Annotated in this window: 25 protein-coding genes and 1 tRNA gene; 13 read left to right on the top strand and 13 right to left on the bottom strand. The window is 70.9% G+C overall.

The features are described 5' to 3' along the window. Nucleotides 1–15: 15 nt before the first annotated feature. Nucleotides 16–333, bottom strand: coding sequence for a hypothetical protein (locus AC1MGR_RS21705; protein ID WP_480232913.1), 318 nt, complete (start codon nt 331–333; stop codon nt 16–18). On the opposite strand from AC1MGR_RS21705, the gene AC1MGR_RS21700 reads away from it, so the two are divergent. After that, a complete protein-coding gene (locus tag AC1MGR_RS21700; RefSeq protein WP_480232912.1) occupies nt 299–1,264 on the top strand; it encodes a UDP-glucuronic acid decarboxylase family protein in 966 nt (321 codons plus the stop codon). The two genes, AC1MGR_RS21705 and AC1MGR_RS21700, sit on opposite strands and share 35 nt — an antisense overlap. An 18-nt stretch (nt 1,265–1,282) precedes the next feature. On the opposite strand, the gene AC1MGR_RS21695 is transcribed toward AC1MGR_RS21700, so the two are convergent. Both AC1MGR_RS21695 and AC1MGR_RS21690 read right to left on the bottom strand, forming a co-directional pair. Beyond that, the gene (locus AC1MGR_RS21695; RefSeq protein ID WP_480232911.1) at nt 1,283–3,391 is read right to left on the bottom strand and encodes a GumC family protein; all 2,109 of its coding nucleotides are present in this window, start codon (nt 3,389–3,391) and stop codon (nt 1,283–1,285) included. Between the two features lie 155 nt (nt 3,392–3,546). Then, a complete protein-coding gene (locus AC1MGR_RS21690; RefSeq protein ID WP_480232910.1) occupies nt 3,547–4,950 on the bottom strand; it encodes an O-antigen ligase family protein in 1,404 nt (467 codons plus the stop codon). Nucleotides 4,951–5,419: 469 nt separating this feature from the next. Here AC1MGR_RS21690 and AC1MGR_RS21685 point away from each other — a divergent pair, with 469 nt between their 5' ends. Together AC1MGR_RS21685 and AC1MGR_RS21680 are read left to right on the top strand one after the other, a co-directional pair. Further along, a complete protein-coding gene (locus AC1MGR_RS21685; RefSeq protein ID WP_480232909.1) occupies nt 5,420–5,671 on the top strand; it encodes a hypothetical protein in 252 nt (83 codons plus the stop codon). Then, nucleotides 5,668–6,456, top strand: a complete 789-nt coding sequence (locus tag AC1MGR_RS21680) for a helix-turn-helix domain-containing protein (RefSeq protein ID WP_480232908.1) — start codon at nt 5,668–5,670, stop codon at nt 6,454–6,456. Before AC1MGR_RS21685 ends, AC1MGR_RS21680 begins: the two co-directional genes overlap by 4 nt. Nucleotides 6,457–6,496: 40 nt before the next feature. Here the strand turns inward: AC1MGR_RS21680 and AC1MGR_RS21675 are convergent, their stop codons facing one another. Both AC1MGR_RS21675 and AC1MGR_RS21670 read right to left on the bottom strand, forming a co-directional pair. Then, nucleotides 6,497–7,801, bottom strand: a complete 1,305-nt coding sequence (locus AC1MGR_RS21675; RefSeq protein ID WP_480232907.1) for a lipopolysaccharide biosynthesis protein — start codon at nt 7,799–7,801, stop codon at nt 6,497–6,499. 22 nt (nt 7,802–7,823) lie between these two features. Continuing rightward, on the bottom strand, nt 7,824–8,825 hold the full coding sequence (locus AC1MGR_RS21670; RefSeq protein ID WP_480232906.1) for a lipid II:glycine glycyltransferase FemX: 1,002 nt from the start codon (nt 8,823–8,825) through the stop codon (nt 7,824–7,826). A gap of 201 nt (nt 8,826–9,026) precedes the next feature. On the opposite strand from AC1MGR_RS21670, the gene AC1MGR_RS21665 reads away from it, so the two are divergent. Both AC1MGR_RS21665 and AC1MGR_RS21660 read left to right on the top strand, forming a co-directional pair. Next, nucleotides 9,027–9,806, top strand: coding sequence for a polysaccharide deacetylase family protein (locus tag AC1MGR_RS21665; RefSeq protein ID WP_480232905.1), 780 nt, complete (start codon nt 9,027–9,029; stop codon nt 9,804–9,806). 22 nt (nt 9,807–9,828) lie between these two features. Then, nucleotides 9,829–10,953, top strand: coding sequence for a glycosyltransferase family 4 protein (locus tag AC1MGR_RS21660; RefSeq protein ID WP_480232904.1), 1,125 nt, complete (start codon nt 9,829–9,831; stop codon nt 10,951–10,953). Between the two features lie 13 nt (nt 10,954–10,966). Here AC1MGR_RS21660 and AC1MGR_RS21655 read toward each other — a convergent pair whose 3' ends face one another. Beyond that, a complete protein-coding gene (locus tag AC1MGR_RS21655; protein ID WP_480232903.1) occupies nt 10,967–11,821 on the bottom strand; it encodes a WecB/TagA/CpsF family glycosyltransferase in 855 nt (284 codons plus the stop codon). Beyond that, nucleotides 11,818–13,077: a glycosyltransferase family 4 protein gene (locus AC1MGR_RS21650; RefSeq protein ID WP_480232902.1), complete on the bottom strand. Its 1,260-nt coding sequence runs from the start codon at nt 13,075–13,077 to the stop codon at nt 11,818–11,820. Before AC1MGR_RS21650 ends, AC1MGR_RS21655 begins: the two co-directional genes overlap by 4 nt. 717 nt (nt 13,078–13,794) lie before the next feature. Here AC1MGR_RS21650 and dps point away from each other — a divergent pair. After that, nucleotides 13,795–14,364, top strand: coding sequence for a DNA starvation/stationary phase protection protein Dps (gene dps / locus AC1MGR_RS21645; protein WP_108034817.1), 570 nt, complete (start codon nt 13,795–13,797; stop codon nt 14,362–14,364). 136 nt (nt 14,365–14,500) lie between these two features. Here dps and AC1MGR_RS21640 read toward each other — a convergent pair whose 3' ends face one another. The 3 genes from AC1MGR_RS21640 to arsH all read right to left on the bottom strand — a co-directional run bounded on the left by AC1MGR_RS21640 (nt 14,501) and on the right by arsH (nt 16,614). Next, nucleotides 14,501–15,382 carry a lipase/acyltransferase domain-containing protein gene (locus tag AC1MGR_RS21640; RefSeq protein WP_480232901.1) on the bottom strand — a complete coding sequence of 294 codons (882 nt, stop codon included), beginning with the start codon at nt 15,380–15,382 and terminating at the stop codon, nt 14,501–14,503. Between the two features lie 114 nt (nt 15,383–15,496). Next, nucleotides 15,497–15,748 (bottom strand): DUF2171 domain-containing protein, encoded by a 252-nt coding sequence (locus tag AC1MGR_RS21635; protein ID WP_210205174.1) that lies wholly within the window; start codon nt 15,746–15,748, stop codon nt 15,497–15,499. Between the two features lie 83 nt (nt 15,749–15,831). After that, nucleotides 15,832–16,614, bottom strand: coding sequence for an arsenical resistance protein ArsH (gene arsH, locus AC1MGR_RS21630; RefSeq protein WP_480232900.1), 783 nt, complete (start codon nt 16,612–16,614; stop codon nt 15,832–15,834). Nucleotides 16,615–16,664: 50 nt separating this feature from the next. Here arsH and AC1MGR_RS21625 point away from each other — a divergent pair, with 50 nt between their 5' ends. From AC1MGR_RS21625 to AC1MGR_RS21610, 4 genes are all read left to right on the top strand, one after another. Beyond that, nucleotides 16,665–17,009, top strand: a complete 345-nt coding sequence (locus AC1MGR_RS21625) for an ArsR/SmtB family transcription factor (RefSeq protein ID WP_480234866.1) — start codon at nt 16,665–16,667, stop codon at nt 17,007–17,009. Continuing rightward, on the top strand, nt 17,009–17,434 hold the full coding sequence (gene arsC, locus AC1MGR_RS21620; protein ID WP_480232899.1) for an arsenate reductase (glutaredoxin): 426 nt from the start codon (nt 17,009–17,011) through the stop codon (nt 17,432–17,434). Before AC1MGR_RS21625 ends, arsC begins: the two co-directional genes overlap by 1 nt. 57 nt (nt 17,435–17,491) lie before the next feature. Further along, nucleotides 17,492–18,787, top strand: a complete 1,296-nt coding sequence (locus AC1MGR_RS21615; protein ID WP_480232898.1) for an arsenic transporter — start codon at nt 17,492–17,494, stop codon at nt 18,785–18,787. Nucleotides 18,788–18,889: 102 nt separating this feature from the next. Next, a complete protein-coding gene (locus AC1MGR_RS21610; protein ID WP_480232897.1) occupies nt 18,890–19,183 on the top strand; it encodes a hypothetical protein in 294 nt (97 codons plus the stop codon). Between the two features lie 2 nt (nt 19,184–19,185). Here the strand turns inward: AC1MGR_RS21610 and AC1MGR_RS21605 are convergent, their stop codons facing one another. Beyond that, nucleotides 19,186–19,566 carry an energy transducer TonB gene (locus AC1MGR_RS21605; protein WP_480232896.1) on the bottom strand — a complete coding sequence of 127 codons (381 nt, stop codon included), beginning with the start codon at nt 19,564–19,566 and terminating at the stop codon, nt 19,186–19,188. Between the two features lie 265 nt (nt 19,567–19,831). Beyond that, complete coding sequence (locus AC1MGR_RS21600; protein WP_480232895.1) at nt 19,832–20,266, bottom strand: DUF3291 domain-containing protein; 435 nt, start codon at nt 20,264–20,266, stop codon at nt 19,832–19,834. A gap of 285 nt (nt 20,267–20,551) precedes the next feature. Here AC1MGR_RS21600 and AC1MGR_RS21595 point away from each other — a divergent pair, with 285 nt between their 5' ends. Both AC1MGR_RS21595 and msrA read left to right on the top strand, forming a co-directional pair. Next, the gene (locus tag AC1MGR_RS21595) at nt 20,552–20,821 is read left to right on the top strand and encodes a hypothetical protein (protein ID WP_480232894.1); all 270 of its coding nucleotides are present in this window, start codon (nt 20,552–20,554) and stop codon (nt 20,819–20,821) included. A gap of 238 nt (nt 20,822–21,059) precedes the next feature. Continuing rightward, nucleotides 21,060–21,578, top strand: coding sequence for a peptide-methionine (S)-S-oxide reductase MsrA (msrA, locus tag AC1MGR_RS21590; RefSeq protein ID WP_480232893.1), 519 nt, complete (start codon nt 21,060–21,062; stop codon nt 21,576–21,578). A 313-nt stretch (nt 21,579–21,891) separates the two neighbouring features. On the opposite strand, the gene AC1MGR_RS21585 is transcribed toward msrA, so the two are convergent. Next, nucleotides 21,892–21,967, bottom strand: a tRNA-Thr gene (locus tag AC1MGR_RS21585). A 224-nt stretch (nt 21,968–22,191) separates the two neighbouring features. Between AC1MGR_RS21585 and AC1MGR_RS21580 the strand changes: the two genes are divergently transcribed. Beyond that, nucleotides 22,192–22,665 carry a tellurite resistance TerB family protein gene (locus AC1MGR_RS21580; RefSeq protein ID WP_480232892.1) on the top strand — a complete coding sequence of 158 codons (474 nt, stop codon included), beginning with the start codon at nt 22,192–22,194 and terminating at the stop codon, nt 22,663–22,665. Nucleotides 22,666–22,678: the final 13 nt, after the last annotated feature.

Here is a 22,678-nt window from a genome sequence, read left to right as displayed (position 1 = left end):
GACGGTCGGAACACGTCACACCGCCAGTATCGCGAAGATGATCTCCCTGCCGCCATGCCGCCGGAGCGGCGCGCGGCCTCGCTCGCGCAGCCACGACATCTGTTCACAGGCGCGACGCATCGGCGCCCCGACGGCCGCGTTCGTCGCGGAGACATCGCCTGCCTGGGTCGATACGGTGGCGGACGCCTGAGGATCGCGGACGTGCTGCGCAATCTGGTCGCGTGAGCGCCGGCTCCCACCCGGACCCCTGACGACGACGGCGGCATCATCCTGCAACGCGAGGCGGTTCGGATCCGGCATGCGATACGGCGAGACGAAGACGGTGCTGGTCACCGGCGGGGCGGGCTTCCTGGGCTCCCACCTCTGCGAGCGCCTGCTGGAGCAGGGCCACGAGGTGCTCTGCGTCGACAACCTCTTCACCGGCTCCCGCCGCAACATCGCGCCGTTGCTCGACAATCCCCGTTTCGAGTTCATGCGCCACGACGTGACCTTCCCGCTCTACGTCGAGGTGGACGAGATCTACAATCTCGCCTGTCCCGCCTCGCCGGTGCACTACCAGTTCGATCCGGTGCAGACGGCCAAGACCAGCGTCATCGGGGCGATCAACATGCTGGGGCTGGCCAAGCGGCTGAAGATCAAGATCTTCCAGGCCTCGACCAGCGAGGTCTACGGCGACCCCGAGGTGCATCCGCAGCCGGAGGAATACTGGGGCCGGGTCAACCCGATCGGGCATCGCTCCTGCTACGACGAGGGCAAGCGCTGCGCCGAGACGCTGTTCTTCGACTACCACCGCCAGCACAAGCTCTCGATCAAGGTGGCGCGGATCTTCAACACCTACGGCCCGCGGATGCATCCGAACGACGGGCGGGTGGTGTCGAACCTCGTGGTCCAGGCCCTGCGCAACGAGGACATCACGATCTACGGCGACGGCTCGCAGACCCGGGCCTTCTGCTACGTCGACGACCTCATCGACGGCGTCCTGCGCCTGATGGCGACCGGCCCCGCCGTGACGGGCCCGATCAACCTCGGCAATCCGGGCGAGTTCTCGATCCGCGCGCTCGCCGAGCTGGTGATTGCGCTGACGGGCTCGCGCTCGCGCATCGTCGCCCGCCCGCTGCCCCCCGACGATCCGCGCCAGCGCCGGCCCGACATCGCCCAGGCCAAGGCGCTCCTAGACTGGGAGCCGACGGTGTCGCTGCGCGAGGGGCTGATGCACACGATCGGCTATTTCGACCGGCACCTCGGCGCCGACACCCCCGCCTGATGGGGGCGCTCCGGCGCCTCAGTCGAGGGCCTCGGCCTCGGTGAGCACGAGGCCGACGAAGGGGCGCGGGCCGATGGCCGCGAGCGCCCGGTCGAGGGTGGCGTAGCGGCTCTTTCCGTGGCGGACGGTGACAAGCACCGCCGTCACCCGCGGATCGGCCGCCAGGCGCTCGGCGACGGCATCGGCGCCGATCAGGCCCACATGGATCACCACGAGGTCGTAGGCGTCCTGGGCGCCCAGGATGCTGTCGACGTAGTGGCGCAGGTCGCTGCGTGCGGTCTGGCCGTCCTGCGGGATCAGGGCGAGGCCGGAGCGGTGGCGCACCAGCACGTCGGAGAGGTCGGACCGGCCGGCTGCCGCACCGGCGCGCCGGGGCGGCAGCCCGACCTCGCGGGTCACGGTGCCGTCGGCGGAGGCGTCGACCAGGAGGACGCGCTCGTTCTCCTGGGCGGCCGAGGCGGCGTAGTCGAGGGCGAGCATCGAGCGGCCGGCCACGTCGTCCGCGGAGGTGACCACGACGACGTGCGGACGCTTGGCCGGCAGGTCCCGCCGCAGGCGGTTGCGCAGGCGGGTGATCGCGACCTCGTAGGGGCCGCTGCCCAGGCGGTCCGTGCCGTTGCGGGCCCCGCGCGGCAGGGTCGGCAGGAGCCCGAGGACGAGGCGCTGGGTCCGGGCCTCCAGGCGGGTGCGCGAGCGGATGCGCCCGCTGAACTGCTCGGCCATCAGGCTGCCGCCGATCCCGAGGCCGAGGCCCGCCACGAGGGCGGCCGCGAGGACGATGGCGGCGGGCGGCCCCTGGCGCCGGGTCGGCGGCAGGGCCGGCGAGATGATGCGCGAGGTCGAGGTGTCGAGCTGCTGCTGCTCCTGCAATTCGCGGGTGCGCACCAGGAAGGCCTCGTAGACCCCGCGCCGGGCCTCGACCTGGCGCTCCAGCTCACGCAGCTTCACGAAGCTGTCGCCGACCTTGAGGGCCTCGGCCTTGCGCTTCTCCAGGGCCTGCGAGAGCTCGGTGACGTTGGCGAGGCTGGCGCGGTACTCGTTGCGGATGGCGGCGCCGATGCGCTTCACCTCGGCGTCGATCTGATTGCGGGCGCTGCGCACCTGCACGTCGGAGGCGTTCATCGCCGGGTGGCGCTCGCCGAGGCTCAGGGCGGCGTCGGCGCGCTGGCGCTCGGCCTGGGCGAGCTGGCCCCGCAGCTGCCCGATGGTCTGAGACTGCAGCACCTCCTGGATCGAGTCGAGCTTGGCCGGGTCGCCGCCGGCGGCGCCCTCGATCTGGCGCAGCTTCGCCTGCTGCTCCGCGGCCTTGGCGCGGGCGGCGCCGAGCTGGTCGCTGAGCTGGCCGAGCTGCTGCTCGCTCACGAGCTGGGTGCGGGTGCCCACGAGGTTGTTCCGGGTGCGGAAGGCCTGGGCGGCGGTCTCGGCCTGCTGGACGCTGTCGCGCAACTCGCCGAGGCGGCTGTTGAGCCCCTCCCGCGCCCGGCGGATCGCCTCGGAGCGGTTGCCGATCTCGGTGGCGAGATAGGTCTCGGCGATGCTCTGGGCGAGGCGGGCGGACTTCTCGCGGTCGTTGGACGAGACCGAGACGTCGACCGCGAAGCTGCGTTCCAGGCGCCGGGCCGACATCCGGTCGCGCAGGGCCCGCAGGGCCGTCAGGGCGGGGTCGGCCTCGGGCTCCGCGGGGCGTCCGAGGAGGTGGCCCACCCAGGCGCGGAAGCGGTCGAGCGCGCCGGGCTCCACGAAGTCCGGGTCGGTGGCGAGGTGCTGCGCGGCCACGACCTTGCGCAGGACGTCGTCGGACTGCAGCACCCGCAGCTGGCTGTCCACGAGGAGCAGGGTGGATTCGTTGGCCTGGCCCTGCGGGTTGGCCTCGTCCTTCAGCACGGCGAGGCCGCGCGGGTCGATCAGGAGCTGGACCGTCGCGGCGTACTGGGCGGGCAGGGCGAGGAAGCCCGCCGCCAGGCCCAGGAGGACGAGGATCGGCAGGATCACGGTCAGCCAGCGGCGGCGCAGGATGCGGCCGACCTCGCCCATGTCCAGGAACCAGGGCAGGGACTCGCGCGACGGCTCGGTGCCGGCACCGAGGTGCTGCAGGATCGCTGGGGGGGCGCGTTCGATGACAGCCATGGACGCTTTCCGTTACGCAATCGGCGGGGGCTGGGGCCCGGGGGCCCCGATGTCCCGACCTGGGACACCGGGGGCCGCCGAGTCCCGGCCCGGTCGGTCGATCCGGCCGATTTCGGCACGTCGCGCGCCGAAATCCGCCGGGTGGGGGCCGCGTTTCATGAAATGCGCCACGCGGCCGGGACACCGGCCTCGGGAACGGGCGCGCTCGAGACCGGCGCGGGCGCGCGGGGATTGGCCGGGGGATAGGCCGGCACGCGCCCGTCCGGCGGCAGCTGGACGCGGATGAAGGCGAGCAGGCCCGCGAGCGCCAGGACGTTGACGTTCCAGTCCTGGAAGATTCCGGGCGTGGTCATGCCGTTGAGCACCAGCATCAGCACGGAGGCGGCGACGAAGCGGCGCCCGCCGAGGTCGAGCTTCATCCCCCAGGACAGGGTGGTGAGCAGGACCACCAGGGCGAAGCCGAGGCCGATCAGGCCGGTGCCCGCCCAGGCGCTGAGGAACATGTTGTGCGAGCTGGTGATGAAGACGTCCTCCCGCCCCAGGGTCTCGGCGAGGGCCGTGGTGGGGATCAGGAGCTGGATGAAGCGGTCGCCGGCCGAGAAGCCCGATCCGGCCAGCCGGTCCTGCGTCGCCGCGATGAAGGTCGGCCAGAAGGTCGAGCGCCCGGTGCCGTTGGCGAGCTCGATGGCGGGCTTCTGGAGGATCGTGGCCAGGAGGTCGAGGAGCGCCGGGAAGGCGGCGAGGTCGAGCATCAGCAGGACGAAACCCACGATGGCCAGGAGGGCGCCCGCGATGCCGAGGCGGCGCAGGACGGCATGGCGCGAGGACATTAGCAGGGCCGGCCCCACCGCGACCAGGGCGCCGGTGCTGGCCGCCGAGCCCGCGATGACGAAGCCCGCGAGGGCGAGGGCGAGGTAGGCCCGCCGGCGCCGCTCGGGGGGGCGGAAGATCACAAGGAAGCCCAGCATCGCGCAGACGAAGGGCATCATGTTGTTCTTGGCGGCCGAGAACACGATGCCGTGCGCCAGGCTGTCCAGGATGATCGGCAGCACGGCGACGAGCCAGGCCACGGTGATGATCGCCAGCAGGTCGGCGAAGCGCCGTTCGATGTCGGTCCGGTCGAAGATCACGATCGAGGCGTGATAGAAGATGAACAGTTCGGCACTGCGATAGAGGGTATAGGGCGGCACGATCGACCAGGCCGCACTGAGGGTGTTCACGCCGATCATCAGGGTGAAGGGCAGGTAGGGCATCGCGAAGGGCAGCAGTGCCACCCGCCGGTCGAGGGCGATCTTCGCGAACAGGTACAGGCCGGTCAGGCCGGTGAGCACCAGGGTGATGATGTTGGAGGCGCTCAGGCCTTCCTCCAGCACCGCGTTTCCGTCTTCGCGCGGCACCGTGAAGACCAGGGGCATGAACGCGAAGGTGCAGACCAGCACCATCGGAAGCACAAGCCGGGCATCCAGCGGGCGAACCGCTGCCGCGAGCCTGCGCCGAAGCATGGGGTAGAGCATCGCGAACCAGGCGGGAATCGCCAGGACGAGGAACAGGTTCAGCACGCGTGTTCCTCCCTGGTGGCCAGCGGACCCGACGATGACGACACTTCCGGTGTGAAGCGTTTCATCGATGTGAATTGCTCCCCAAACACGGCCGGACTTCGGCATTATCGTAAATGCCGGCCGAACGGTCGCGACGACTCTCGGTCGCGGAAGACGCGGTCGGAGAAAAGCTTGTGGACGCCCGGGTCCGAGCGGTTAGCCCGCCATAGACCTCGCCACCGAGGTCCGGGCCGGCCGGCGAATCCTGACGAAGTGGTCCTCTCCTCCAATGGCGATGCGACGAGCCGGGCTTCTCGATCGACTTGAGCTTGTCTGAGCCTCCCGTGTGAAAGTACGGACACAGCACAGGCCGGGTCGGGTCGGGGCCGGCAGCGGGCATCCCCGGCCCAGGACGGTCCACGACGCGGCGCAGACCCTCGAACGAGATGCAATGTCCGAAAACCCGAACTCCGAAGATCCCGATTCGGAGATGCCCGATCCGCAGGATCCCGCGTCCGAGGACCCGGGCGCCGCGATCCCGTGCGACCGGTTCCGCTTCCCCGACGACCCGGCCCGGTGGGCGCGCTCCTGGGAGGAGCATCTCGCGTCGATCTACGCGGTCACGGTCGCCCGCGATGCCGACCCGTCGGCGGGCTTCGGCCTGACGACCTACAATTTCGGGTCCGTGCTGCTCGGCAGCGTCTCGGCGCCGGCCCAGCGCCTGAGCGCAACGCCCGCATGATCGCGCAGCAAGGCATCGACCACATCCTGCTGCAATTCTACACGGTCGGGCGGAGCAGGGTGGCGAATGGGCGCCGGGCCGCCGCGGTGAAGCCGTGGCAGCTCGTCGTCTTCGACATGGCCCAGCCGGTGGTGACCGAGGCGGAGGCCGTCTGCGCCACCAACATCATGCTGCCCCGCGCGCTCCTGGCCGAGCACGGCGCGACGATCGAGGGCCTGCACGGCCAGTCCCTCGATTACGGCGGCACGCCGGTGCGCCGACTGTTCCACACCTTCCTGTCCGGGCTCGCCGCTTGCGCCGGGGGTTTGAGCGCTCACGAGGCCCGCCACCTCTCCCGCTCGGCCGCGTACCTGTGCAGCGCCTGCTTCCGGCCGGAGGAGGGCGCCGCCCGGGCCTCGGACCAGCTCACCGGCATCGCGATCCGGCGCTTCGTCGAGGCGGAACTGGGCTCGGAGGCCCTGGATGCCCAGGCGATCCTCGCCCGGTTCGGCCTCTCCCGCTCGAAGCTCTACCGCCTGTTCGAGGCCGAGGGCGGGGTCGCCGCCTATATCCGCGAGCGGCGCCTGTTGCGCGCCATGCGCCTGCTCACCGCCCCCGGGGGCAAGCCGCGCGTCTCTTCCGTGGCCTACGCCACCGGGTTCTCCAGCGAGAGCGCGTTCAGCCGCGCCTTCAGCCGGCGCTTCGGCGTCCTGCCGCGGGATGCGGGCCTGAGCGAAGCCCTGTCCGGCATGGGCCGCGAGGCCCGGCCGCCCCTGTTCTCTTGGATGAAGGCCCTGGCGGCCTGACCCCGCGCGGCGCGGGCATCCGCCGGGTCGGTCGCGGCACTCAGCCGATCGGGGCCGAGCGCCGGCGCATGGTCAGGATCAGGTGGGTCGCCGAGACCGCGTGCCCGATCGTGATGACGAGGGCCGCGCCGGTGATGCCGTCATAAGCGATCAGTGGCACCATGATCGCCAGGGAGACGATTAGGCTCACCACGAAGGCGCGGAAGACCGGGCCGGTGTCCTGGATCGCCCGGAAGTACTGGGTCACCATATCGCGCAGGAAGATGCAGGCGACCGCCAGGGCCAGGATGCGCACGCTGGCGGCGTAGTCCGCGAAGGCCGGCCCGAAGACCAGGGTGAGCCAGGTCCCCGCCGGAAGCGCGATGGCGAGGAGGAGCAGGGCGACGACCGGGCCGAGGGTCAGCGTGGCCTTCTCCAGATAGGCGCGCAGGGCGCTCTCCCCGCCGGACTCGTAGGCCCGCGCCGCCGCCGTGGGCAGGATGTTTTCCGTGGCGGTCAGCAGGATGATGACGAAGCCCACGAGGTACTGGGCCGCGCGCAGGCCGCCGATCGCCTCGTCGCCGAGCATGATCCCGGCGAGGATCCAGGCCACCTGCTCCTGCCCGAAGGTGACGAAGACCAAGGGGAACATCCAGCGGCCGATGCCCCAGTGCCGGCGCGCTACCGGCCTCAGGCGCAGGGTGCGCCGGGGCGCGCGCCAGATGCCGTAGGCCAGGGGGGCGGCGGTGACGAGGGCGGTCCCCGCCAGGGCCGCGGTGGCGAGGGCGGCGTCGAGCGGCAGCCCCGCCCACCAGACCGCCCCGAGCACCAGCGGGAAGGCGACGGCCCGGGCCGTGTCCATCGCCACGGCGACGAGGCCGCGCCCGCGGGCGAACAGCGTCCGGCGGACGGTGAGCTGGAGGTTCTGCGCCACGGTGAGCCCCGCACCGGCGATGACCACGCCCGGTTCGACGGCGTGGTGGCGCAGGGCGAAGATGCCCACGAGGGCGAGGGCCACCCCGGCGGCGGCGACGAGGGCGGCCAGGAGGGTCGCGGCCAGGACGGTGGCGTCGTAGGTCGGGGCCGACCGGCGCCCCTGCGCCGCGAGCGTCATCATCGGGGCCGTCACCAGGGCGTTGTGCAGCCCCTGGGCGAAGGCGGTGACGATCAGGATCAGGACGAAGAGGCCGAACTCCTCGATGCCGACGAGGCGTGCGGTGGCGATCCCGCTGACGAAGCCGAAGCCGCTGACGACGGCCTGGTCGAGCAGGGAGGCCAGGGCCGGCCGCCGGGCGAAGCGCCGCGCGCGGGCGACGAGCCCGGCTTCGTCGCCGAGGGGCTGGATTACGGGAGCTTGCGGGACCATCGACCTCCGGGGGATGCCTCGCTCAGCGATAGGACAGGAATGCCGCCGCGGCATCCCGCAGGCGGGGGGTGCGGCCATAGATCCAGCGCGGGCCGCTCAGGGCCGGCCGCTTGCTCAGGCCGTGCTTGAAATCGAACACGCCGCGATTGTTGGCCGGGTCGATGCCGCCGAAGTCGAAGGTCTCGCGGCCCTCCGCATGGGCCTGCTCGACGAAACGCCAGACCGCCAGGGTGGGCGCGGCGCAGGCCCGGGCCCGGTCGGTCGAGGCCGTGTAGAAATCGGTGAAGCGCCGGCCGGAGACGTGGGCGATCCGCACCAGGACGCGCTCGCCCTTCTCCCGCACCTCCAGGATGCGGTGATGGGGGTCGCGCGCGACGAGGTCGCGGAAGAGCGGCCCGTTGAGGCTGTCGCTGAACCCCTTCTGGGCCTGCAGCGCGCCGTACATCGCCCAGAACGCGTCGAAGGCCGCGAGGCGCTCGTCGAGGTCGGTGAGGAAGCGCGTGGTGAGATCCGGGTTGCGCTCGGCCTTGCGCAGGGCCTTGCGCCAGCGCTGGTCCATCGCCTGCAGGATCGGCTCGGTGCCCCCCGTCAGGTCGAGCTCCAGGGTGAAGTACTTGGCCGATTGGGCCGGCACGAAGCCGTGGCCCAGCAGGGCGAGGAGGATGGCGTCGGACTGGAAGTGCTCGAAGCTCACCGCCAGGAGATCGAGGCGCCCGAGGGCGAGGTGCTCCAGCAGCAGGCCGACCACCGCCTCGGCGTGTTTCTCGCCCTTCTCGGTCAGGAGCGGGCAGCCCTGGAGCAGGACGAAGCGCACGAAGCCGCGGCGCTTCACCTGGTACTGGATCAGCGCCACCGGCGCCTCGCTGGCGTCGCGCACGATCAGGCGGGTCACGTCCCAGCCGACCTGGGACTTGTAGGTTCCCCACATCCACGACGCGAAGACGTTGCCGCGGGGCAGGGCCCAGATGGCGTCGTCCCAGGCCGCCGGATCCAGGCAGGGACGGATGCTCAGTGCCGCGCTCATCGGAGCTTCATGCCTCGTGTCCTCGACGCATCCCTCGCGGGACGCGCCTTCCTACGGCGAAACGCTTGCCATCCCGCCCTGCGGACCGAAGATCTCCCGCCCAGACTGTGAAGATCCTTAATTTAACGCTGTTCGCGAATGCTGTCGGGGATCGCCGTCCCGTCCGTGCCGTGGAAACGGCGAAACTGCTAACATTCCTCAATGCCGAGGTCGCTCGAACATCTCATCCGCGACACGCCCGTCCTGCGCGAGGCGGCCCTGCGGGTGCGCGCGCTGTCCCGGTCGATGGCGGCGGCGCCGGCGGGGCTCTACGTGCTCTGCTACCACCATGTCGCGCCGGGCGAGCAGGCGCGCTTCGCCCGGCAGATGCAGTTCCTCGGCCGCCACGGCCGCTTCGTCTCGGCGGACCGGGCCGCCGATCTCCTCGCCGACGGCACGGCCGGGCAGGACCGTTACTTCCTCGTCAGCTTCGACGACGGCTACGCCGACAACCACGCGGTGGCGCTCCCCGTCCTGCGGGCGCTGTCGATCCCCGCGATCCTGTTCCTCGTCAGCGACTGGGTCGACGCGCCCCCCGGCGGGGACCGGGCCGGCTACATGGACCGCGCCGCCGTGGCCGACTGGCTCGCCGCCGGCCTCGATATCGGCTCGCACTCGGCCCGGCATCGCAACCTCGGGCGCCTCAATGCGACGGACGTCGCCGAGGAGCTGACCCGCTCGCGCCGGGACCTCGAGGCGATGACCGGCCGTCCGGTCCGGCACTTCGCCTGCCCCTGGGGCGTGGCCGGCACCGATTTCGACCCGGACCGCGACCCGGCGCTGGCCTGCGCGGCCGGCTACCGCAGCTTCCACACCACCCGGCGGGGCGTGGCCCGGGGGCCGGACGATCTCCTGCTGATGCCCCGCCACGTCCTCGAACCCGCCTGGGGGCTCTACCAGATCGACGCCCTCGTGGGCGGGCCGACCCGCGCCGCCCGATGAGCCGCCCGATGAGAGTCGCCCGATGAGCCGCTCCGCATCCGGACGCCGCGACGGGCCCGTCGTGATCGTGATCGGCGCCCGCGCGCCCTACATGCACCGCCTCTACGAGCGCCTCGGCGCGACCCTGGACCGGCCCCTCCACGTCCTCGCCTGCAGCGCCCGCGAGGCGGCACGGCAATGGGAGATGCCCGAGCCCGAAGCCTATCGCTTCGCCGTGGTCCCGGGCCTGCGCTGGTACCGCAGCGCCGTGAGCAACCTCTACATCAACCCCGCCATCGTGCCGCGCCTCGCGGCCCTGCGTCCGAGCCTCGTCGTCGTCAACGACTTCGCCCCCACCATGCTGATGGCCGCCGCGGCGGCGCGGTGCCTCGGCGTGCCCTACGGCCTGCGCACCGACGGGGTGCCGGAGACCGATCCGGGCCGGCGCTCGCGGCCGCACCGGGCGATGCGGCGCCTGCTGGTGCCGGGGGCGCGCTTCGGGTTCGGGCCGAGCGCCGGCAGCCTCGCGCTCCTCGAAGGCTACGGCCTGCCCGCCGACCGCCTGGCGCTGGCGCCGCTCTTCCCCGCCTGGGACCCCGGCCCGGCGGCGGCGATCCCGGAGGCGGAGCGGCCCTACGACCTCCTGTTCTGCGGCATCCTCAACGAGGCGGTGAAGGGGGCGCGCTTCTTCACCGACGTCGTCCTCGCCTGCCAGGCCCGGGGCCGGAGCCTGCGGGTCCGGGTCGCGGGCGACGGCCCCCTGCGGGCGGAGATGGAGTCGCGGTTCGCGGCGGCCGGGATCGCGGCCCGGTTCGACGGCTTCGTGCAGCAGGCCGACCTCGGAGCGGTCTACGCCTCGGCCCGCCTCTTCCTGTTTCCGAGCCGGGGCGACGTCTGGGGCATCGTGCTGCAGGAGGCGCTGCAGAGCGGCGCCGCGGTGCTGGCCTCGCCGCATTCGGGCGCGGCGCGCGAGCTCGTCGCGGCCTGGGATTGCGGCGAGGTCCGGCCGATGACGGTGGACGGCTGGGCCGAGGCCGCGCTGGCGCTCCTCGACGACCCTGCCCGGCGCGCGGCCGACCGCGCTCGCGCCGTCCCGGCCCTGGCGCGGTTCTCCCTGGAGGCGGCGACGCAGGCCTACCGCGCGGCTCTGGACCCCGCCGCCGCCTGAGGCGCGCCCGGTCTCAGACCGAGCGGACGCCGTTCGGGGGCGCGGCCGGCTTGGCCCGGCGCGCCCGGTCGAAGGCCACGATGGCGAGGAAGCGCGGCACCACCTGGGCGTAGCGGGCCCGCAGGCGCTTGGGCTCCTGGATCAGCCGGAAGAGCCATTCGAGGCCGCACCGGGTCATCAGCCGGGGCGCGCGCGGGATCGTGCCGATGTTCACGTCGAAGGCGGCTCCGACCCCCATGGCGATGACGCCGGGCAGGAAGGGCGTGTGCGCCTGCATGAAGAGTTCCTGCTTGGGCGTGCTCAGGCCGATCCACAGGATCTGGGTGCCGTTGGCCCGCAGGCGCGCGTAGAGGTCCTGGGCCTCCGGCTCCGTCAGCGGCCGGTAGGGCAGGGTCTCGGCCCCCGCCACGGCGAGGCCCGGCGCGCGCCGGGTCATCTCGGCGGCGAGTTTCTCCGCGACGCCGGGGCCGCCCCCGAGGAAGAAGTGGCGCCAGCCCGCCTCGACCCCGGCGCGGCACACCGCCTCGACGGATTCGATGCCCGGCACCTGCGCGATGGCCCTGTGGCCGCGCAGGCGCCCGACCCAGGCCAGGGGCCGCCCGTCGGCGCAGACCAGGAGGGCGGCATCGTGGGCGGCCCGCACCTCGGGCTCGTCCTGCGCCCGCACGATGCCGTGGGCGTCGCGGAAGACCACGAAGGTCCCGGGACCCGGAACCCGCCGGCTCAGGCGGCGCCGGAGGGCGCCGACCAGGCCGGCCATGTCGGTGATCGAGACGGGGACGCCGCCGAGGAGGAAGTGGGGGACGTCCGGATCGTGGCCCCAGGCGCGAGCAGGCATCTCGTTGTCCGGTGTGAGGGGGCGCGTCATGCGGCAGCCCGGGGTGTGTCGGCGGAACGGGTGGCGATGGCTTCGCGGTAGATCGCGAGGGCGCGTGCGGTGACGGCGTCCTCGGTCCAGTCGCGCTCGTAGGCGAGGCGGGCGTGGCGGCCCATGGCCCGCGCGGCGTCCGGGTCATCGACGATCCGGTCGAGGGCCTGAGCGAGGGCGGCGGGATCGCGCGGCGGGACCAGGAGGCCGGTCCGGCCATCCGTCACGAGGTCGGCGAGGGCGCCGATGCGGGCGGCGACCACCGGCGTGCCGAGGCTGAACGCTTCCGCGATCACCATGGGCAGGCCCTCGTACCAGTGCGAGGGCACCACCAGGGCGGCCGCCCGCGCCATCGCCGCCTGCACGGCGGCGGGGGCCTGCCGGCCGAGGAGGGTGAGGCCGGGCTCGCGGCCGAGGGCCTCCGCCTCGGGGCCCTCGCCGATGACGGTAATCGGCGCCCGGGTCAGGCGCGCGGCCGCCAGCAAGGTGCCGACGCCCTTCTCGGGCACGAGCCGGCCGACGAACAGGATGCCGGCCCGGGGGCCGCCCGGGTCGAGGCCCGGATCGGCCAACCCGTTGGGCTTGATGCGGATACGGCTCTCCGGCAGTCCCGCGGCCAGGAAGCGGGTGCGGGCGAAGGGCGTCAGCGCGATGAAGCGGTCGACGTCCCGTGCCCAGGTGCCGGCCCGCCGGTGCACGTCGATCATGCGCGCCACGGCGAGGGAGCCGAACCGGGAGCCGCGATAGCAGGCGTGGCGCACCGCCCGATAGGGCGAGCCGGTCACGCAGTCCTCGCATGGGCGGGACTCGCGCATGAGGATGCCGTTGGCGCAGGTCACGCGGAAGTTGTGCAGGGTCTGGACGGTGGCGACCCCCTCGGCGCGCACCGCGGCGTGCATGCCCGGCGAGACCTGCGGGAAGGTGTTGTGCGCATGGACCACGTCGGGACGGAAGGATCGGACGGCCTCGACCACGGCAGCGATCCCGCGCGGGGCGTAGGGCGCCTCGTAGGCCGTGCGCAGGCGGTCCCAGCCCGTCCGGATCGTGGCATTGTCGAAGAACAGGGTCTCCACGACCTGCCCGGCGCGGCGCAGGCTCGCGACCTCCTGGGCCACCACCGAATCCTCGCCGCCCCGCACCTGATAGCGATTGTGAACCACGAGGATGCGCAGGGCCGCGCCGGCGCCCGTCGGGCTGTCCTGCCGGGCCGGATACCCTCCGGTCGGACGACGCTGTGCGACCTCTGGTTTCATCATCGCAGCCTGCCAAGCCTGGGACACCGGCAGCGGGGCTGCCGGCGAAGAGCGAGACGATCGTGACGCGACCGTCGATATTTTGCAAGAATAAGCGCAGTCCCTTTAAGATTTACCACCGCGCCTGAACAAGCATTGTGCACTGCCGTTCACCATCGTCTTACCAAGTTTGTTTCCGTTGCGGCAGAACCCGAGGAGATCCATGCATTGCCCGGCATTGAAGGTCCGGTGGCGAGACGTTTCGGGATCGGTGTCGCGACAAAGAGTCATGGTTCACGGTGCGGGCCGTGCGCTGGACTGTGCCTCCCGTGTCTTAAGAGCCAACGCCGTTTCGGCGCGGCCGTTCGGATCGGTGGCCGCGAAGCCAATTTATGGTTGACGATGGCCTGCCCGCGTCGTGCGCACCCCGACTGGTCAGACGCCGGTCGGCCCTGTCGGCAAGCCCAACCAGCCGGGCCGGCCCAGTCGGCATGCCCGAGGTCCGCAAGCCCGAGTGGGAATCGCGGGCAGTGGGTTGTTATCCACGCAGATCAGGCGCGCGCGACCACGGGGACAGGAACATGGGCCGGGGCCTGTCGTTGATGGGGCAGACTGATCGCACGGGCGGCGAACGCCGCCTGTCCGAGATCACGTTCAGCCGACATCGGAGGCTCGGCGTCGCGCCCGCTCAGGCTGCGGGTTGAGCGACGCGCCTTCCATGAGACTTGAAGGACGAAGTGAATGGCCGATTCCAAGACCCAAGATTCCAAGACCCAAGCCGGAAACCAGCGTCTCCACGAGACCCAGAACGGCACGAAGTCCAACGCGAAGAAGGTTTCGATCGAGGTGCTCAACGCGCGCCTGTCGGACGGGATCGATCTCGCCCTCGACGTGAAGCAGGCGCACTGGAACCTGAAGGGTCCGCAGTTCATCGGCATCCACGAGATGCTCGACGGCTTCCGGACCGAGCTCGACGACTACAATGACAAGGTCGCGGAGCGCATCACCCAGCTCGGCGGCACCGCCCGCGGCACTGCCCAGGCCGTCGCGTCGGCCTCGCAGCTGAAGGCCTACCCCCTCGACGCCTACGCGATCGCCGACCACCTGGCCGCGCTGATCGACCGCTACGGCGTCTACGCCAACGCGGTGCGCCAGAACATCGACGACACCGACGAGGCGGGCGATGCCGGCACCGCCGATCTCCTCACCGAGGTCTCCCGCGGCGTCGACAAGCAGCTCTGGTTCCTCGAGGCCCACGTGCAGGAGCCCACGGGTGCCCTGCGCGACGGCGACCACGCCGGCCAGCGCTGAGCGCTCGCCAACGGGTCGACGGATCAGGGGACGCCGAGAGGCGTCCCCTTTTTCGTGGGCGGAGCGCCGGTGGCGGCCGATCGGCACCCGGGGGCCGTACCGTGAGCGCACCCGGGCCGAGAGCGCCCGCAGCCGGTCATCGACGCGGGCCGGCCGCGCCCGTCTCCAGGAACCCGCCCGCGATCCGCGAGAATTCCGGCGTGCGCAGGTAACCGTAGGACTTGTGGTGGTTCGCCTCGCCGGTGGGTCGCCGGTAGTCGTTCACCACCCGGTGGTCGGCGATGGCGACCCCGGTGTCGCTGGGGGCGTAATCCTCCGCGAGGGTGCCGGTGACGGTGACGATGTCGTTGCCGTCGGCGAGGTTGGTCCAGTGCCCGAGGTTGTTCGGCACCCGGGTGGCGCCGAATTCGCTCGCGATCTTCATCTTCACTTTCGCGAGACCGAGGGGCGAGCCGACCGTGACGAGGTGCTCGACGTGCAGGTCCGGCGCGTCGCGCTCCAGCAGGCGCAGGACATCGTAGGCAATCACCGAGCCCATGGAATGCGCGACCAGCAGGATGCGGTGGCCGCGGAATTCCGCGAGGCGCTCGCTCAGGCGGGTCCGGACCTCGGCCGCGAAGGCGCGCTCGCCGTGATAGTGCCAGAGATCGTCGAAGCGGTGCTCCAGGATGACGTCGTCGACCAGGGTGATCCCCGTCAACGCCTCGATGCGGTCGATCCCGGCATAGAGGGTGGCCAGCACGTCCTGGCCGGTCAGGCCCGGCGCGTCCGCCTCGGCGGGGAGGGGTTCGGAGGCCGCCTGCGGGCGGTAGGGCTCGGCCAGCGCGTCGCTGGCCAGCGGCGTCTCGTAGCGCAGGTCGGCCCAGTACACGAAGGCGAAGGCGAAGGCGGCGCCGTCCAGGCCCTCGTTGCGCGACAGGCCCTCGGTGATGGCGTCCCGCCACCAGCGCGTCTTCTCATCGACCGGCGGCTTGTTGGCCAAGCCGTGGATGCCGATGATGACGGTGGGCCGTTCCATGGAGTCCGAGGGGTTCCTGATCGTGGGCGGCGGCGCGGCCGCATCACCTGAGGATCTAGGGCCGCGGGCGCGCCCGGCGACCGGGCGAAAGGTCGCCCGGAGGCGGCAGGCGGCTCAGCCGGCATCTTCCCAGTAGCCGCGGACATCGGCTGCCGTGGCCGTGAGGTGGACGTGCTCGTCCACCCGCTCGACCCAGGACAGCGGCAGCAGGTGGTGGCGGCCATGGGCCGCCGGGTCGGACCGGGTCAGCTTGATCAGGGTGTCGCCTTCCATGTGGTCGACCGTGCCGACGTGCAGTCCGTCCGACGAGCGCACCTCCATGTGCGCCGCGATATCCTGCGCCGTGATCTCCGATGGCTCTGCCATGTGGCCTTTCCGCTTTGGACCCTCCTGCCTCAACGGCCCGGCGCCGCCCTGGTTCGACCCCGCGGGCGCTTCGCCACGGGGCCTCAGGCGGGCCGCTTCCTGAAACCGATATCCGCCGCCACCGCCCGGAGCCGTTCCGGCTCGCGCTCCTTGCGCTCCGAGTAGCGGTCGACGAGGTGATCGGCCCGTTCGCGGGTCAGGAGCGTGAACTTCACCAGCTCCTCGCAGACATCGACCACGCGGTCGTAGAGCGGCCCCGGATTCATCCGGCCGGCCGCGTCGAACTCCTGGTAGGCCATCGGCACCGAGGACTGGTTCGGGATGGTGATCATCCGCATCCAGCGCCCCAGCACGCGCAGGCCGTTGACCGCGTTGAAGGATTGCGAGCCGCCGGAGACCTGCATCACCGCGAGCGTCCGCCCCTGGGTCGGGCGCACCGAGCCCTCCGACAGCGGCAGCCAGTCGACCTGGGCCTTCATCACGCCGGTCATGGCCCCGTGGCGCTCCGGGCTGACCCAGACCTGGCCCTCGGACCAGATCGAGAGGGCGCGCAGCTCCTGCACCTTGGGATGGTCGGCGGTCGCGTCGTCCGGCAGCGGCAGGCCGTGCGCGTGGTAGATCCGCACCTCGCCGCCCATCGCCTCCAGCAGGCGCGCCGCCTCGTAGGCCAGGAAGCGGCTGAACGAGCGCTCCCGCAGGGACCCGTAAAGGATCAGGAAGCGCGGTGCGTGGGTGAAGGCCTGGGGGACTCCCAGAGCGGCGGAGGTCGGAACCGCGAAATGCGCCCCGCTCAGCGCCGGAAGGCCATCGGCGAAGGGCTGCGGGGGCTGCGCGAGCGCGGTCGTGCGGGAATCGGCCTTGTCCAAGGGATCGGTATCCTTTACGTTTCAATGATGTTTGAAATATTGACATCATGATGGACGAGGGGCAAGCCGTCGCCGCCTTCGCGGCCCTCGGCCAGGCGCATCGCCTCCGCATCGTGCGCCGCCTCGTCACCGCCGGGCCGGACGGGCTGGCCGCGGGCCTGCTCGCGGAGGTGGTCGGCGTGTCGGCGACCAACCTGTCGTTCCATCTCAAGGAACTGAGCCGCGCCGGCCTCGTCACCGCGCAGCGGGAAGGCCGCTCGATCCGCTACCGCGCCGCCTACCCGGACCTGTCGGCGCTGATCCAGTTCCTGATGCGCGATTGCTGCCAGGGCCGGCCGGAGGTCTGCGCCCCCGCCGTCGCCGCCCTCGCGACCTGCTGCCCGGAGACCGCCTGATGGACGTCGTCATCTACCACAACCCGGCCTGCGGCACGTCCCGCAACACCCTGGGGCTCATCCGCAATGCCGGCATCGAGCCGCACGTGATCGAATACCTCACATCGCCCCCCGCCGGCGCGCTGCTGCGCCGCCTCGCGGAGCGGGCGGGCCTCGGGGTCCGCGATCTCCTGCGCGAGAAGGGCACGCCCTATGCCGAACTCGGTCTCGGCGACCCGGCCCTCACCGACGACCAGCTCCTCGACGCCATCGCGGCACACCCGATCCTGCTGAACCGGCCCCTGGTGGTGAGCCCCCTGGGCGTCGCCCTGTGCCGCCCCTCGGAGACCGTGCTCGCCCTGCTGCCGCCCCAGCAGGGGGCCTTCGCCAAGGAGGACGGCGCGTCCGTCGTCGATGCGCAGGGGTGCCCGGTCGCGGGTCCCTGATCTCGCCCGGGCGCACGATCTCGCAAGACGTCGTCGCGACACGAACAGAAAACGCCGATGCTCGCCCTCGCCATCTTCGTCGTCACCCTGGCTCTCGTCATCCTCCAGCCGCGGGGACTCGGGATCGGATGGAGCGCCCTCGCGGGGGCCGCCATCGCCCTGGCCACCGGCGTGATCCAGCCTGGCGACATCCCGCTGGTCTGGCACATCGTCTGGGACGCCACCTTCACCTTCGTGGCGCTGATCGTGATCTCCCTCCTCCTCGACGAGGCGGGCTTCTTCCAATGGGCCGCCCTGCACGTCGCCCGCTGGGGCGGCGGTCGCGGCCGCCGCCTGTTCCCGCTCGTGATCCTGCTCGGCGCCGCCATCGCGGCGGTCTTCGCCAACGACGGGGCCGCCCTGCTGCTCACCCCGATCGTACTGGCGATCCTGCTCCGACTGGACTTCCGGCCGGCGGCCGCGATGGCCTTCATCGTCGCCTGCGGCTTCGTCGCCGATTCGACCAGCCTGCCGCTGGTCATCTCGAATCTCGTCAACATCGTTTCGGCGAATGTCTTCGGCATTTCCTTCGGGCGCTACGCCGCCGTGATGGGGCCGGTGAACCTCGTCTCCCTGGCCGCGACCCTCGTGGTGCTGTGGCTGTTCTACCGGCGCGACCTCGACACGACCTACGCGGTATACCGCCTGGACCTGCCGGCCTCCGCCATCCGCGATCCGGCCGTGTTCCGGGCGGCCTTCCCGCTCCTCGCCGTGCTGCTCGGCGCCTACTTCGTCACCGCCCCGTTCGGCGTTCCGGTCTCCGCCGTCACCGGCGCCGGCGCCCTCATCCTGCTCGCCCTGGCCGGCCGGAGCGGCGTGATTCCCCTGCGCAGGGTCCTCGCCGGCGCCCCCTGGCAGATCGTCCTGTTCAGCCTCGGCATGTACCTCGTGGTCTACGGCCTGAAGAACGCCGGCCTCACCGAGCTCCTCGCCCAGGGCCTGGTCCGGCTGGCCGGGGCCGGACCGGTGGTCGCCACCCTCGGCACGGGCGTCGCCGCCGCCCTGCTGTCCTCCGTTATGAACAACATGCCGAGCGTCCTGATGGGCGCGCTGGCGATCCAGCAGGCCCCCGACCTGTCGCCCCTCACGCGGGAATTGATGATCTACGCCAATGTCATAGGCTGCGATCTCGGCCCGAAATTCACGCCGATCGGCAGTCTCGCGACCCTGCTGTGGCTGCACGTCCTCGCCGCCAAGGGCCACCGCATCAGCTGGGGCCAGTACATGCGGGTCGGCCTCCTGATCACGCCGCCGGTCCTGCTGGCGAGCCTCCTCGCCCTGGCCCTCTGGCTGCCGCATCTCGGGACGCCCTGAGCCGCCGGCGGCGCGAAATTGCCCTGGCGACCAACAATCGTGAATGCACGTTTCCGTTTGTTGCTGGAACTTGTCCGCTCACCGAGGCTCCGAGGGGGTCCCATGAGCATGGCGTTGGAGGAGGGGCTCGCGGCCCTGGAGCGGATCATCGCCGCGGCCGAGGAGCGCCGGGTCGACCAGATGATCCGGATCGCCGTCCTCCTCGCCGAGGAGCAGGACCCCTCCGACGTGCAGGACGCATTGCGGCGGACCGAACGCCTCCTCAAGATCATGCGGACCCAGCGGACCCTGCTGATCGGCGTCCATCCGGTGCCCACCGCCACCGTCGGGGAGGTCGATCCCGTCCTCGCGGCGGCCCTGTCGGGTTCGGCACCGGGCCACGCCGCGCGGCTGTAGTCTCACCGCTCCAATGCGAGCGGAAAGCTGAGGTCCGTGGTGCCGGCCGGAGTCAGTAGCGGCGCAGGCGGCGGGCTGAAGGGGCCCGCTGCGCGGACCAGCCCCCGCGCCCGCTCATCGAGATCCGGAACGCCGGAACTCCGCTCGACCTCCACCCGATTGACGAAGCCGTCGGCCGCGATCTGGACCCGGACCACAACCGTTCGGCGCCCGCGCCTGCGCCCCGCAGCGGCGGGAGGCCGCTCGGCCATGTCGATCTTCGCGATGACCGCGGACACCCAGCCTGTCACCTCCGGAGAGGGTCGCTCGCGTGCCTGGAGTCCCGCGCCGCTCACGAGCGTCGCGCCGAGGCTGATCCAGCGAACGACCGAGCGCAGTCTCATCGGTGGTACTCCAGCACGCTGCCATCGGATGGATCAACCGGTCCGGCTCGCCGGTCCCGTCACCCCGCGGCGCGGATAAAACACAAACGGCGCAGGGCCTTGAGGCCGCTGCGCCGCTGGTTCTGGCCGCCGAGGGGGCGAAGGCGGCCGCTGGTGTGATGCGCCCGGATCGCCAGCGCGGATGTGCGCCGAAGCACCCCCGATGCGACGAGCCTGTCGCGATCGCCTCCCTGAAGGACGGCAGGAGGCCTTGCCGGCCTGCCGATTACGGGACCGCGGGTTTGATCGGTCCGCTCCGCGTCAGGCGCAGAGGACGATAATCCAAGTTCGCGTGATGTGGACTGGGGTGCCGCACCTTGGACGGGCGTCCCGCTGCGCGCATCCGCTGATCCGCCTCGGTCCAGGATGGCGGGCCCGACTCGGGTTGGATCCAGTGAACCACCGAGGCTTCGTCGCACCAGTGAACCAGCTTTGGCATCGCCTGCCGATGGGCACCGGCCATCATGTACCGGCGCATGGCGGCCTCGTCGTCCCAGACGGTCATGGTCCAGAAGGTCCAGGCCCGGTCGGCCAGGATCGCCCCCGCCCGGAAACCCGTGGCCTTGCGCGTCTGCCTCTGCGTGCGGAAGGCGTGGACGGCAAAGCCTGGTAGGAACCGAACCGAGCGGATTCTCAGGCGGGTGATACTGACGAAGGGCACGTCCAGCTGTCCCCGATCGCGTCCCGGCGAAGCCGCCTGGCGACAGCGTAGACCATCATCCGATCGCGGGGGAAGTTCGAACGGCCACGCGGTCATGATCCAGTGGCTGCGAACCGAACTGTGCGTCCACGCGGATTTTGATCTCTCTCGCATCCATGATTGTGCGCTGACGCCGTGCCAAACGGCACGGAGTTTCCGATTATGGAAGCCTAGATCAACACCACTCAACAAGTCACGGCCAGCCGCCATTCGACGGAGACCGCGCAAGCCTGATTGGATTGTGCTATGAATACGCGTGTTGCTTCTTTTATCATGGCCATTGTTTTGACCGCTGGCGCGGTTGCTTCGCCCGCCCTGGCCCAGAGTTATACGGCGCCGGCCGGCATCACTGCGGCTGTGGCGCCTGGCGGTCATGAAACCCGCGCCTACGACGATATCACCACCGGCTCCATCGGCTATGGCCGCCAACCCTCCTCCGCACAGGAAGGCAATGCCGAGCAGAACAGCTTCCCGGTCTGGCAGTACGGCCGTACCTCCGGGGGGACCGCACGGTAACACCGGATATCGGGCGGCGGGGTGAAAGCCCCGCCGTCTCCATGTCCAGCCCCCGCCTTTAGGGCGCTGCCGACGGAATCTCCTGAGCCACCCGCGTAGTCCTCCCGCGCCGTGTCATACCGCGGGAGACCCAAACAGCGCGACGATGTCCCGCGACATCATCGGATGGCGGCAAAAGACGCTTCGACTCCCTATCTATCGACCAGCGATGTCACGCTTCGAACCGAGAGAGGGAACCATGAGCCAGGAACGCGCAGTGCTCGCAGGGGGATGCTTCTGGGGGATGCAGGACCTGATCCGGCGGCAGGAGGGCGTCGTGTCGACCCGTGTCGGTTATACGGGGGGCGATGTTCCGAATGCGACCTACCGGAACCACGGCACCCATGCTGAGGCGATCGAAATTACTTTCGATCCCGAGCGCACGAGCTTTCGCCGGGTGCTGGAGTTCTTTTTTCAGATCCACGATCCGACAACCCTCAATCGACAAGGAAACGATCGCGGCCTAAGCTATCGCTCGGCGATCTATTACACCGACGACGCGCAGCAGAAGGTCGCCGAAGAGACCATCGCCGACGTCGATGCCTCCGGTCTCTGGCCCGGAAAAGTCGTCACGGAACTGGCTCCCATGGGGCCCTTTTGGGAGGCTGAGCCTGAGCACCAGGATTACCTCGAGCGCCGACCCGATGGTTACACATGCCACTTCGTCCGCCCGAATTGGCGGCTTCCCGTGAGGACGGCCGCCCCGCAGGACGCCTGACCGTCTGTAAGGTGTTGGACCCGCTCCCTCCACGGCGGCGGGAGAGGGTGCTGGCCTGGCTGGGCGTCGGTCCGATCGCAAGGTTTCTGAACCGCCCGGCCCGAATCGGCCACGCAGGCACGGGTCTTCGTCACATTGAGGCCGTCGCGAACGCTTCGGCTCCAAGACGACAAGCCGCGCCGACCACTGACCCTGGGATGGGCGCTCCATTGCCGACAAACTTCTCGACGATGGACGCGCAGCATTCGGCACCGTGACGAGAAAAACCGTCCTCTCCCGATCAATCGGATTGTGGTGCTGCCCGGGAAAGAAGTGGTGCCGCAAGAGGGATTCGAACCCCCGACCCCCTCATTACGAATGAGGTGCTCTACCAGCTGAGCTATTGCGGCCCGGTTCCGGATCAGGCGCTGCTGCCGACGGGACCGTTCGGGTGAGGGTCATATCGGTCGTGGCGTGGAATGGCAAGCTTCGGCCGGCCCTGCGGGCGGTGGAATGTGTCCGCAAAAGCGATGCAGCACGGCCACGGTGCCGGGGCATCGTGCTGGCAGCTCGGCCGCTTGCTTGACGACTCGATGGTCGCCCTCGAAGGATTCGGGGCGTTCCAAGGATCATCATGTCGCTGCTCGCCCGACTCCGCGCCTATGCCGCCGAATCCTTCGGTCTGGGAAGCCATGCTGCGGCGACCGAAGAAGCCGATGAGCGCTTGGCGGCGATCGCGCTCCTGGTGCATGTGGCACGGGCCGACGGTATTCTCGCTCCGGAGGAGACCGAGCGCCTGGGCCGATTGGTCGAGGGCCGGTTCACCGAGACCCGGGCGGAGGCGGAGGCGCTGATTGCTCGGGCTGCCGCGTTCGACGCCCAGACCCGCGACATGGCACAACTCGTCGAGATGATCGGGCACGAGGTCGGTCCGGACCGACGTGCCCGGCTCCTTGCCATGGCCTGGTCGGTGGCCGGAGCAGACGGCAGTGTCCACGAGTTCGAGGAGGCCCTGGTCTGGCGTCTCGGTGGCCTTCTCGGCCTCGACGAAGCTGCCATTGGCGAGGCTCGGCGCAGTGCCGCGGAAGGGCAGGTCTCGCTCAGCTGAGCACGCGTCCGCG

It is taken from the genome of Methylobacterium sp. BI1, from assembly GCF_056680125.1.
The sequence above is the reverse complement of the archived record's forward strand: the minus strand, read 5'-3'. Positions and strand labels throughout refer to the sequence as shown.